We start from the raw sequence: 12,573 nt of genomic DNA, 5'->3' as shown, positions 1-12,573 counted from the left end.
AAACAAATGGCAAGCATTAAAATAAAAAAAGAACCAATCCCGAAGGACGGTTCTTAAAAAATGACTAACTAGCTTTGTTACGTCGTTTATAAATATACCAGCCAGAAGAAGAAAGTCCAACGAACAGTAAACCATATAATGCAAGCGTTTCTGTTTCTGTACCCGTTTTAGGTAAAAAGCCGCCATACTTTTTCTTCTCTGTTACGGATGGATTGCTCTGTCTTGCTCCCGCTTGGTTTTGTTTATTGGTTGCTACTGGTGTTTCTGGTGTTGGTTTCGGATCTGGTTTTGGATCTGGTTTTGGATCTGGTTTTGGATCTGGTTTTGGATCTGGTTTTGGATCTGGTTTTGGATCTGGTTTTGGATCTGGTTTTGGATCTGGTTTTGGATCTGGTTTTGGATCTGGTTTTGGATCTGGTGTTGGATCTGGTGTTGGATCTGGTTTCGGATCTGGTTTTGGCGTCTCTCCTCCACCAATTAACTCTTTGTAAGCTTCTTCCGAAATAGAAACAATTCGTTCGCCTGGGAATGGTTCTTTATATTGTGCTAAATCAATCGTCGTTGCTGCACGATACAACCGCAAGCTGGTTGCACTTTTCAAGTATTCAATTAAGACAGCATCTAGTGAAATCCCTTCTTCTCGTTCACCACCTAGCATATCGTAACCATCACCACCAGCAGCTAAAAAATCATTGGTAGCCATCCGGTATTGTTTCTTCTCATCCAATGGTTCAAACTTTTGTGTTTGCCGATTTTTAATTTCTATTCCTAATACGCGACTACCGACAATCGTTTGTCCTGTTTCATTGCCTTCGTCACTAGCCAAGCGAGTACCTGGTTTTGTGGAATCATAGTGGATACGAATGGAGCTTGAAACATGCAGGAAACCACCATTTGCGCCAAGTTTTGGTTGGCCAGCATCATCTAGTAAAATTGTGCCATTCTCATCTTTTTGTGGAATCGAACGAACAGACATTTCAAACATTTCTTTAACTTGAGCGCCGGTTACTTGAATTTGCGCAATGCTATTGCCAAAAGGTAACACAGCAATGACATCCCCAACTTTAATTGGCCCTTGTTTAATATCAGCGCGAATGCCGCCACCATTAGTTACTGCAAAATCAGCAGGTTGACTAAACGCGTCTTGGCCATATGACATAATCGCATCACCAATCAAATTCCCTAAGTTGGTCTCTCGTGTGCGCACATTTTCTCGTTGTCCATCCAATGTGAATGGAATATAATCGACAATTACTTTTTCATTTTCAGCGTTAAAATTCGTACGTGCTTCATCAACGATGGCTTTAACTGCCGGGTTTTCTGGCAATTCTAGCAACTCTGCTGCTGAAATCAATTTTGCTGTTTTCTTAGTTGGTTCACTCTCTGGTGCTGTGACAATTCCAACATTATTTAAATAATTACCTGTTTGAGCATAGATCACTTTGCCATAACGTTTGCCGCTTTCGACGGCTGTATGCGAATGTCCATCAATCACAGTGATATCTAACTCAGGATATGTTTGACTAAGGGTTTCTGCTAGCGTATCACCACGCCAGATATGCGGCGTCGTTTCATCTACGCCTAAATGCCCAGTAACCACGAAAGCTTGAATATCCGCGTACTTCTCTTTAATTTCATTAATCACTGCTTCTACTTCTGGAATCGGGTCTTTAAATGTCACCTTCTCTACGTTTTTCGGGTGTGTTTTCGTTGCTGTTTCTGGGGTCGTCACACCTACAATGGCAAACTTTTTCCCGGCTTTTTCTACGATAGTATACGGATCAAAAACCCGTCCACTGCCATCTTTGTAATACGTATTACTAGATAAAATCGGAAAATTCAGTTGGTCTTTATAACCTAGTGCAATCTCTAAACCAAAATCAAACTCGTGATTTCCCACCGCCATGGCATCATAACCAACTTCATTCATTGCTTTGGCCATATCCGCGCCTTTGGAGAAATTGGAGATTGGTAATCCTTGGAAAACATCCCCTGCATCCACCATCAAGGTTGGGTTTTCTTGGTCTTTAAAGGTTTTTAGACGCGCCATACCTAATTCGCCTTTCCCTGCTTCTAGTCGGCCATGAACGTCATTTGTGTGCATAATGGTATATGCATTATCTAAATCAAAGCCCGCATTACGGACATCTTGTTTCGTAATAGCGGCGGCGTTTGGTGTACGTCCATCAGGAGAAGTCGGAATTTGAAGAGTGCCGTCATTCACTAATTCGATTGCTTTGGCACGCCATTTTTCATCAAAATTTGTCCCAATAATTGACCAATTTCGTTCGATTTCTTGTTCTGGATCAAGCGTTCCTTTTTTCTTAATATAATCAACAATCATTCCTCGTAAGGTTTCTGGATCAGAATTTTTAATAGGTTCCCCTACTTGAATCCCTTGGCTAGCTAAACCGCCGTAACGATAATTATTCATAGCAATCGTATATTCTTTGGCAGGATTCAACGGTTGGCCGTCAATTTTCGCATCTACAATTCGTTCACCCACTGGTTTTGAAATGTCAATCTTGTAGTCCACTCCAGAAATCATGTCATAGTTATATACACGAATGTTTGGATTAAAACTAATGGTCAAATCATCTGGCTGTGTTTGGTTATAGTACGCCCCTTGTTTTTCTAAATACTTCAGTAAGTTTTCACCGTTAATGGGAACACTCACTAAGGTATTCGGGTATTTGTAGATATCAAAAATCGTGGCATAGGAAATCTTCCCCGCAGGTAATTTACTGTCGTATTTAAACAGCGCTGCCGCACTTAATTGTGCACCTGTCACTTCTTTTTGAACGTTATTAATTAAAGAAATCATCGCTGTTGGTTGTAATTGTGCTTCGGGAATTCCTTTAATTTCTTGTTTTGGTAAAAAATCAGCTGTTGCTGTGCCGATCTCCTCCTGAATAAACGCTCGCGTTTTTTCATGGTATTCTTTTGTCGCTGCCTTAACTGCTTCATCTGCTGGAACATTCGTTGTTGGTACAATCGTTGCTGTACCTTCTTGCACTTCCCACTTATCGGCATTTTTAGCAACTGAAAGATCAATTTTGACAACTTCTGTCCCCGTATCTTTCGGTCCCCCTACCGGTACAGTTTTTCCATTCGGCGCTGCTCCTTGCTTGGTAAAAGAAAGGTGGTCATGACCTAGAATATACGCATCAATCCCCGCGACATTTTCAATTACTTGGTCGGCACTGGCAGCCGGATCACTATTTTGTTGTCCCGCATGAATCGAAGCAACAATAATGTCAGCCTGATCGTTAGTTTTCAACTCAGCAACTGCTTTTTCTGCTTCTTCTTTCAAAGGTAAAAAATTAAGCGAAGTAACACGAGGGCCATCCCACAAAGGAATGTGCGGGATTGTTAAGCCGATAATCCCAACTTTTAAATCTGGCAGCCCATCTTGATTAAAATCAAGTTCCTTCGTGGTAGTCCCTTCAACAAAACGACGACCATCTTCCTTATTGTAGGTATTCGCAGACAAGATTGGAAAAGTGGCTTCTTGTTGAATTTTTTTGATTAACGGTAAACCAAAATTAAACTCATGATTTCCCAAAACCATTGCATCATACTTCATCACATTCATGGCGGTGATCATTGGATGGGTCTTTTCATTCACTAAAGGCGCTTTATTATACAAGTCATCTGTTAAAATAGTGCCTTGAATATTGTCGCCATTATCAATTAAAACGGTGCCTGCTGGGTTTTGCGCCCGGACTTGGTTGACGACTGTACTTACTTGGGACAAACCGACTGGTAATTCTTTATCATCTTCATAAGACCAATTCCATAATTGACCATGAACATCTGACGTACCTAAAATTGTTATTTTTTGCGGCGTGCTCGTTTCTTCTTTTTCAGCGGTTGACGTTTCTAAATTCGTCGTCTCTGTTGGTGCCGTGGTTTTTTGTGACTGCTTGACACTGTCACTCGTAGCCTGATTTGGTGCTTCTTGTTTGATGTCTGTTGTTTCCTGTGTAATAACTGGTTCTTGTTTTATACTTGAATCGGTGGTACTTGTTACTGCTTCTGAACTTTGTTGACTCGTTGTTTCTACTGCATATGCCGTACTAGTAACGCTTGGCGCTATCAACGCAACAGCCATTAAAAAATGCATGCTCCACTTCACTTTTTTAAAGCTCAACTTTTTCACAAATTTCCTCCTTGTGTTTCAACCCATTTGCAACAAACAATTGTCAAAGTAACAAACAACAAAAAGAGCCTTCCCCCATCACGCTGCTCTTCTTTTCCTATCATAATATATCCGTTAAATAAAAAACAGTAAATTCCGTTAAAATAAGATGTTTTTCCTGTAAATTGTTTTTATTTTTGGACAATATAGCGGATTTGTTTGTGAAAAAAATAGTAATTTTGACCAAAACACGAACTTTATAAAAAAGAAAGTCTTTTTATATTGGAAAAGCGGAACAAAAACTATTTTTTTGAAAAAAATAACTAAAAATACCGAATAAACAGCATTGGTCTAGTCCTTGAATACCTATAAACAAATACTAGCAGCAATTGGTCTAGTCTTTAAGGAGGAAAAAGAACGCTCTTTTGCTTAAGCAAAAGAGCGTTCTTTTTTATTTGAGGTTAATCCTTCATGTAAGGTAACTTTTTAGCATAGCCTTCTTTATTCACTTGACGTGCCCGGGCAATCGCCAAATCTTCTGAAGGGACATCTTCTGTGATGGTTGAACCAGCAGCAGTCACCGCATGATCACCAATCGTGACTGGCGCAACAATGTTCGTTGCAGAGCCAATAAACGCGTGATCACCCACGACTGTTTGGTGTTTATTTTTGCCATCATAATTAACAAAAACAACGCCGCAACCGACATTAATATCTTTGCCTAATGTTGCATCACCAACGTATGTTAAATGGCCCACTTTTGTTCCTTCATCGATTGTTGCATTTTTTACTTCCACGAAGTTACCAATGTGTACGTTTGCCCCCACATCTGCTTTAGGACGTAAATGTGCATACGGACCCACATCGGCCCCCTCGCGAACCACACTTTCTTCAATCACAGACTGTTTAACAACCACTTGATTGCCGATATGACTATCAACGATTTCTGAATGTGCGCCAATCAAGCAATCTTCGCCAATCACTGTTTTTCCTTTGATAGTGACTCCCGCTTCAATGACTGTGTCTGAACCAATTACCACGCCTTCATCAATATACGTTGTGTCTGGATCAATAAATGTAACACCATTTCGCATATGCATTTCATTTAAACGACGATGCATAATTTTATTAGCAGTGGATAAAGCAACACGATCATTTACACCCATTGCTTCGTCAAAGTCTGCCATTTGGTAAGCAGCGACAGCTTTGCCTTCTTTTTTCAAAATTTCAATGATATCTGTTAAATAGTATTCCCCTTGTGTATTGTTTGTATCTGTTTTCGCTAACGCTTCAAACAATGATTCATTATCAAAACAGAAGGTTCCTGTATTAATTTCTTGAACACGTGCTTCTTCTTCACTGGCATCTTTTTGTTCCACGATTCGTTCAACAATGCCCACATGATCACGAATAATTCGACCATAGCCTGTTGGGTCTTCTGCATGCGCTGTTAAAATAGTCGCACTTGCATTCTTACCTTGATGGTAATCGAATAAATTTTTCAAGGTTTCCGCAGTTAATAACGGCGTATCCCCTGTAATAACTAATGTTGTTCCTTGTTTACCACCTAATAACTCTTGTGCTTGCATGACTGCATGCCCAGTTCCCAATTGTTCAGCTTGTAAGGCATATTGACTACGTTCGCCTAAATGGCTTTTAATCATTTCCGCCCCATGTCCAACGATTGTCACGATTTCTGTTGGTTCTGTTTGTTCTACTTGATCTAAAATATGTTCGACCATTGGTTTACCAGCAACTGGATGCAATACTTTATAAAGTTTAGATTTCATGCGTGTTCCTTTACCAGCTGCTAAAATAATTGCGTATCTATTTTCCACGTTTGCCACCTCAAATTAACTAAATTGTTTGATTTTCTTCTAAATCGTCCTCATTATACCTTTTCTAGTTTATCTTACTCTTTTGTCTTTTTCAACAAAATAAGGCATTTAAAAGGTAGACCAATTTATTTTCTCATCTTTTTTTAAAGGAATAAAACAGAAAAAAAGAACCTGAAAATGGAATGGACCACTTTCAGGTTCTTTTTCAAATTATTTCTCTGTGAAATAGTTTCCTGGGACTACGCTAATCGTTTTTGTTTGTGTATCCACATCTTCCACGTACAATAGCGAAGTATAGTCATCGATTGCACGACGGCCATTGAATTTTGACTCAGCAAAAACGGTAATGCCCACAAGTTCTGCTTCAAATTCTTCAATCATACTCTTCATACCATTGACGGTGCCGCCGCCTTTCATGAAGTCATCCACGACTAAAACTTTTGATCCGCGTTTTAAACTGCGTTTTGAAAGTTCCATTTTTTCGATACGTTCTGAAGACCCTGATACATAGTTCACGCTCACCGTTGAACCTTCAGTAATCTTAGAATCGCGACGAACAATCACAAACGGAACATTTAAGTAATAAGACACAGCTTGCGCAATTGGCACTCCTTTAGTCGCAACGGTCATTACCGCATCAATTTGTTTGCCTAAATATTTAGAAGCAATAATCCGGCCCACTTGTCTTAATAAATTCGGTTCCCCAAGTAAATCTGAAAGATAAACATAGCCCCCAGGTAATAAGCGATCTTGTTCTGACAAACGATCACATAAATCCATAATCAACTGCTCCGCTTCCTCATAAGGAATTTCAGGGATAAAGCGGACACCGCCTGCAGCGCCTGGAATCGTTTCTAAAATACCTGTTCCACGTTCTTTAAATGTTTTTTTAACAATTGCTAAATCTTCACTAATGGAAGACTTGGCAGATTGGTATCGGTCAGCAAAATATGTCAAAGAAACCAATGTATGGGGATGATCTAAAAGATATTGGGTCATATCGATTAATCGTTCACTTCTCCGAATTTTCAAATTCGTCACTCCTTTTCATTCTATCGTTCCTTATTATAAGGGGTTTAACCGAAAAATTCGAGGATTTTTTTCAAATAACTGAAAATAGTTCGCCATTTCTTTTAAAAAAAAGAAATAAAGGAGAAAAACTTTCGTTTTTCTCCTTAGTTTCTTTGCATTTTTTGTTTTCGTTGGACCATGACAACCACTCGGCGATAAATATTGACTAATAAGAATAAACCAATAAAAATTAGGGTAATGCTTGCACTCGGTGGTGTTTCCAAATAATACGAGCTAGTCAACCCTGTTAGCATGCCAATCAAGCCCATAAACACACTGATAATAATCACCGTGTTAAAGCCTTTACCAATTCGCATACCTATTGCAGCTGGTAAGACCATAATTGCTGAAATTAACAAGGCTCCCGCGATCGGAATCATCACAGCAATCGCCACACCAGTAATTACATTAAAAAGCATCGACATCCAATGAATAGGTAGCCCATCAACATGAGCAGTATCTTCATCAAATGTTAAAACATACATTGGACGTTTAAATAACATAAACAATAGAACTAAAACTACGAATAAAATTGCCAACATAACCACTTGATCCCACGTAATCGTGACGATGGAACCAAATAAATACGATTGAATACTAGCAGCTGAATTGCCTCCTGTTAAATTCATTAAAACTAACGCCAAAGCCAAACCGCCTGACATTAAAATAGCAATCGAAATTTCTGAATAGGTGCTATAAATCATTCGTAAATATTCTAGAATGATTGCAGCCACAATCACGACAATTAAGGTCATTAAATTAGGATTCCAATTAAAAAAGAAGCCTAGAGCCACACCGGCTAATGACACATGTGAAAGGGTATCTGCCATTAAAGATTGTCGGCGAATAACTAGAAAGACGCCGAGCATTGGAGCAATCACTGAGATAAACAGTGCTGCTAAAAAGGCCTTTTGCATAAATGCATAAGAAAGCATTTCTGCCATACGATTCACTCCTTACCGCTAAAATGAACACTACCATTGTAGCGACGTTTAAGCGAATTAATTTTTTAATTCCTGCTTATTTTTTAAATTTTTCCAACATTTCTTTAAGCCGTTCCTAGGCTTTCGTTATTATCGAGCCAGATAACGTTTTATTGGAAAATTTACGTATACGATTCTTCACTCATATGGAAGCAACGCCATTTCGAATCTTCTTTGCGGACAAGACGAATTTGACGATCTACATAGGTTTTGATATCTTCATGATCATGCGTAATCATCAAAATAGCTTTTCCATGTTCATGCGCACTGTGTTGCAACAATTGATAAAATTCGTTTCGCGATTGTTCATCCATACCTGTTGTTGGCTCATCCAAAATAAATAAATCTGGATCGGTCGCAAACACTCGCGCTAAACTAATTCGTTGCTTTTGCCCGCCAGAAAGCTCGCCAATTCGTTTGTGGCGCATTTCCCACATGTCCACTGATTTCAAAGCTTTTTCCACATGAAGATGATCTTTTTTCGTCAACGGTTTGAACCAACGATTTCTGGGAAAACGACCTGAACGTACTAATTCAATGACGGTGCTAGGAAAGCCCGCATTGAAAGAAGCGACTTGTTGTGGAATGTAGCCAATACTGATTTTTTCACCAGCACTATTTTTTTTAGCGACCGTAATTTTGCCACTTGTTGGTTTTAATAACCCTAAGGTACTTTTGATCAGCGTTGACTTGGCAGCGCCATTTTCTCCTGTTAAAATAACGAATTCCCCTGGATCAACATAATAAGAAACATCTTCTAAAACAGGTTCATCATCATAATAGAAGGTTAAATTTTCGACTTCAATATAATGCATAAGTTGGCTCCTTTCTGTTGCCAGATTAATGAATGCTTTTTTGTAAAGCAGCGAGGTTTTCTTTCATGACAGACACGTAGTTCTCGCCTGCTTCTTGTTCTTTTTGAGTTAAACTCTCTAAAGGATTCAATACGGCTAATTCGACGCCTGTCTCGTCTGCCAATGTTTTGGCTACTTTTGTAGAAGCCGATGCTTCAAAATAGATCACAGAAACATTGTTTGTTTTAATATATTTTTTTAATTCGGCTAAACGACTTGGCGAAGGTTCTTGGTCTGGATAAATCCCAGCAATCGGTTCTTGGGTCAAACCATATTGTTTCGCCAAATAGCCAAATGCAGCATGTTGCGTCACAAAGGTCCGATTTTTAGCGCCTGCAAACGCAGCTTGGTATTCCTTATCTAACGCAGTCAATTTTTCCAAATAAGCAACGGTATTTTTTTCAAATACGGCTTTTTTCTCAGGATATTTTTTGATAAGCGCATCCCGAATCGCTGTTACTTCTTTTTGCGCTAACACGGGATCTAACCAGACATGCGGATCCAGTTCGTGGGAATGGTTATGGCCTTCATGACCTTCTTCGCCAGATTCTTCCTCTTCTGTTCCTTGCATCAATTGAATGGATTGACTGGCTTCCACGATTGAAACTTTTTTCGTATCCAAGTTTTCAATAACATTCGGAACCCAAGTTTCTAGCTCTTTACTATTATAAACAAAGACATCCGCATCAGTAATTTTCGCTAAGTCTTTTGCGCTTGGTTCATAATCGTGTGGTTCCGTTCCAGCTGGAATCAACAGCTCAACCTCTCCCTCATCACCAACGACTTGTTTTGTGAAGTCGTACATCGGATAAAAAGTAGTCATTACCGTGAGCTCTTTCTTCTCTTTTGGCGATTGTGTGGTTTGCCCACAGCTAGCTAAAAGAAAAGCACTGATTGCTAAAGTAACGCCGATTATCAAACGGCGGTAGATTTTCGTCATGTTCTGTCCTCTTTTCGATTTACCTATTATAAACCGTAATATTTACGATTTGCCAGGAATAATGTACCAAATGGATCACGGGACGTCAAGGAATAAATTTAAAAAAACAACAGAGCGTGGGACAAAAATCACTTTGGGTTTTTGCTCCACGCTCTGTTGTTTTTATTTATTTCAATGTCCGAACCAAATAAACTTCTTCGCAAAAGCCTTTAAGTCCATTATAAATCCGTTGTGCTCGTGTTTTCTTTTCACATAAAGCAAAGACTGTCGGTCCACTGCCGCTCATCAACGCTGCATCAGCGCCGTACTTCAGCATGCGATCCTTGATTTGTTGCACGATTGGATGTCTGGCAATCGTGACACTTTCCAACGCATTGCCAACCGTTTGGGTCATCCCAGTATAATCACCATTTTCAATAGCTATTCTTAGTCCAGCAATATCTGGATGGTGCAATTCATCTACCGCTAAATCATTAAAAACGGTACTAGTGGATACACTAATTCTTGGTTTAACTAACACAATCCAACATTGAGGCATGGTCGGTAATGCTTCAATTTTCTCCCCACGTCCGTTTGCAAAGGCTGTTCCACCCCTTAAACAATAAGGAACATCCATACCAATTTGGCTACCAATTTCACAGAGTTCGTCCATCGTCAACCCCAGATTCCACAGTTTGTTCAAGCCTCGTAATGCTGCGGCACAGTCACTGCTACCCCCTGCTAAACCAGCTGCCACGGGGATACGTTTTTCAATATATATTTTAATTCCTTTATGAATATTATAGGTACGCTTTAATAAGTCAACTGCTTGATAGACATGATTCCGTCGATCCACGGGTAAAAAAGAGCTGTCCGTTTCAATACGAATGATGTCTTCTTCTAGATTTTCAAAAGTTAAATGATCGGCTAAATCTACACTTGCAAAAATAGATTCAACTTCATGATAGCCATCCACACGTTTATGCAGAACATCTAACCCAAGATTAATTTTCGCAGGAGCTCGTTCGATTATTTCCATCGGTTCCCTGATTCACCTTCCTTAATCTTTTGTCTACCAACATTTTAATCTTTTAGATTCTATCATATGTCCATGAAGAAGTACACCGAAGATTGCTCTTTCTCTGACAACAGATGGGTGAAATTAAAAAGAGCTTAGGAACGAAGGGCTCTTCCTTCACTCCTAAGCGGACTTTCTAAATTATACGGCTTGACCGATGAATTCGATTTCAACGGTGCGTGTTAAAACATCTGAATAGCTATAAGATACACGTTCAAATGAGTTCTCGTCTGGATCCAAGTCAACAACAAAAACAGATGGATAAGTCTCCGTTAAGATTCCTTTACGTTCTGTTTGGCGCTTTCTTCCAGTCTGAGCAACTAACATAATTTCACTGCCGATACGGCCTTCCAAATCTTTCTTAATTGACGATAACGTTGTTGGCATTGCATTCACCTCGAGAAACATTATATCACTTTTTTTAAAAAATTTCAAGTTTATCATACTAGAAGTCTGTTTGCAACTACTTTTGCTCGACAAACCGGCTGTTTTGTCGAATTTTTATTCATTTTCTAATGTATATTTCATTTTTGCTTTGGCACGATCATAGGCACTTCGGACAGCTGAAAAAGTTCCCCCACGCACTTTAGCGATTTCTTCTAACGTGTAGCCTTTTAAGTATGCGTTTAAAATTTGTTGTTCCAACGAGGAAAGACGTGTCGGAAAAGCTGCCAATTTTTCTTGAATCATTAATTGACCTAATGGGTCGGTAGCCGCTGTCCCTAAATAGTCCACTAACTCTTCACCAGCGCTTTCTAATCGTTGTTCCAGAGAAATAGACAAGGTATCTGTTCGCCGCTTATAGGCGCATTGATGGCGAATTAAGCTATGTACGTGATTTTCAAAATTTCGTTTAAAAAACTTTCCTAATGATGCTTGTTTTTCTGAATCAAATCGTTCTAACGTCCGAAAGAAGACAATTCGCCCTTCTTGAAGCCAGTCCTCAGTATCATAATCTTTTAAATAGTATTTTTTCATGCACTTATAAATCACTGGCTGATATTGCCCATATAAGGCTTGAAATTGTTCTTGGTCTCCTGCTAATGCTTGTTGAATCTGTTCTAACATAAAAAGCCCTCCTTTTCGATAAACGTATCGAATGATTTAGGAGAGCATAGCATGTTAGAAATTTATGACTTAAGCGAACATTTGTTTAATCTTTTTTTTGAGACAATTCTTCTAGCTTCTCAGAAAGTTTTGATAACTGCTCCACGTTCCATGGAGAATTTCGACGAAATTGCTGGAAATGGATATCCGTTGCATGAATGGCAATCGTCTTTTCTGTTTTCTGGACAGCTTTGTAAAGTTCATTGGCCGAAGTCCGCAATGCACCTTGTGAAAAGACCACCCATTGTTCAGCCAAATCGCTCGTTGCGACTGTTACTTGCGTTAAACGATCATTTTTTTCACCAGCTAGACGTTCAATATAACTATCTGCTGTTTCATCTTCTTTGGTGAAAACCACGGTCAAAAGGTACTTTTTGTACGTTTGCTGAATACCTGGGACTAATTGGGCATCAAAGACCACAATGATTTCCAACCCTTCATATTTGCCATAATTGGACAGACGACTAAGAAGCAGTTCACGCGCATCCTCTAAACGCTCTTGCTTTTTCAACTGGACCAATTCTGGCCAAGCACCAATCATATTATAGCCATCAACGATTAACAATTGTTTTTTCATACAAT

10 protein-coding genes are annotated in these 12,573 nt (G+C 39.3%); all 10 read right to left on the bottom strand.

Annotated elements, in window-relative coordinates; all coding sequences use genetic code 11:
* Positions 1-64: 64 nt before the first annotated feature.
* The 10 genes from IGL36_RS00265 to IGL36_RS00220 all read right to left on the bottom strand — a co-directional run bounded on the left by IGL36_RS00265 (position 65) and on the right by IGL36_RS00220 (position 12,568).
* Positions 65-4,162: a 5'-nucleotidase C-terminal domain-containing protein gene (locus IGL36_RS00265; RefSeq protein ID WP_430609058.1), complete on the bottom strand. Its 4,098-nt coding sequence runs from the start codon at positions 4,160-4,162 to the stop codon at positions 65-67.
* 440 nt (positions 4,163-4,602) lie between these two features.
* The gene (gene glmU / locus IGL36_RS00260) at positions 4,603-5,988 is read right to left on the bottom strand and encodes a bifunctional UDP-N-acetylglucosamine diphosphorylase/glucosamine-1-phosphate N-acetyltransferase GlmU (RefSeq protein WP_002356067.1); all 1,386 of its coding nucleotides are present in this window, start codon (positions 5,986-5,988) and stop codon (positions 4,603-4,605) included.
* 201 nt (positions 5,989-6,189) lie between these two features.
* The gene (gene purR / locus IGL36_RS00255; protein WP_002381336.1) at positions 6,190-7,011 is read right to left on the bottom strand and encodes a pur operon repressor; all 822 of its coding nucleotides are present in this window, start codon (positions 7,009-7,011) and stop codon (positions 6,190-6,192) included.
* A 143-nt stretch (positions 7,012-7,154) separates the two neighbouring features.
* Positions 7,155-7,994 (bottom strand): metal ABC transporter permease, encoded by an 840-nt coding sequence (locus IGL36_RS00250; protein WP_002383493.1) that lies wholly within the window; start codon positions 7,992-7,994, stop codon positions 7,155-7,157.
* Positions 7,995-8,155: 161 nt separating this feature from the next.
* Positions 8,156-8,848: a metal ABC transporter ATP-binding protein gene (locus IGL36_RS00245; RefSeq protein ID WP_002356064.1), complete on the bottom strand. Its 693-nt coding sequence runs from the start codon at positions 8,846-8,848 to the stop codon at positions 8,156-8,158.
* A 25-nt stretch (positions 8,849-8,873) separates the two neighbouring features.
* Positions 8,874-9,827 carry a metal ABC transporter substrate-binding protein gene (locus tag IGL36_RS00240; RefSeq protein ID WP_002397708.1) on the bottom strand — a complete coding sequence of 318 codons (954 nt, stop codon included), beginning with the start codon at positions 9,825-9,827 and terminating at the stop codon, positions 8,874-8,876.
* Between the two features lie 166 nt (positions 9,828-9,993).
* Positions 9,994-10,845: a 4-(cytidine 5'-diphospho)-2-C-methyl-D-erythritol kinase gene (gene ispE, locus IGL36_RS00235; protein ID WP_002356061.1), complete on the bottom strand. Its 852-nt coding sequence runs from the start codon at positions 10,843-10,845 to the stop codon at positions 9,994-9,996.
* Positions 10,846-11,025: 180 nt separating this feature from the next.
* Positions 11,026-11,328 (bottom strand): Veg family protein, encoded by a 303-nt coding sequence (locus tag IGL36_RS00230; RefSeq protein ID WP_002383497.1) that lies wholly within the window; start codon positions 11,326-11,328, stop codon positions 11,026-11,028.
* A gap of 57 nt (positions 11,329-11,385) precedes the next feature.
* Complete coding sequence (locus IGL36_RS00225; protein WP_002356059.1) at positions 11,386-11,952, bottom strand: sigma-70 family RNA polymerase sigma factor; 567 nt, start codon at positions 11,950-11,952, stop codon at positions 11,386-11,388.
* A gap of 85 nt (positions 11,953-12,037) precedes the next feature.
* The gene (locus tag IGL36_RS00220; RefSeq protein WP_002364580.1) at positions 12,038-12,568 is read right to left on the bottom strand and encodes an NYN domain-containing protein; all 531 of its coding nucleotides are present in this window, start codon (positions 12,566-12,568) and stop codon (positions 12,038-12,040) included.
* Positions 12,569-12,573: the final 5 nt, after the last annotated feature.

Source organism: Enterococcus sp. AZ011 (assembly GCF_050548355.1).
Classification (GTDB): domain Bacteria; phylum Bacillota; class Bacilli; order Lactobacillales; family Enterococcaceae; genus Enterococcus; species Enterococcus faecalis.
This window is presented reverse-complemented; position numbering and strand designations above follow the sequence as displayed.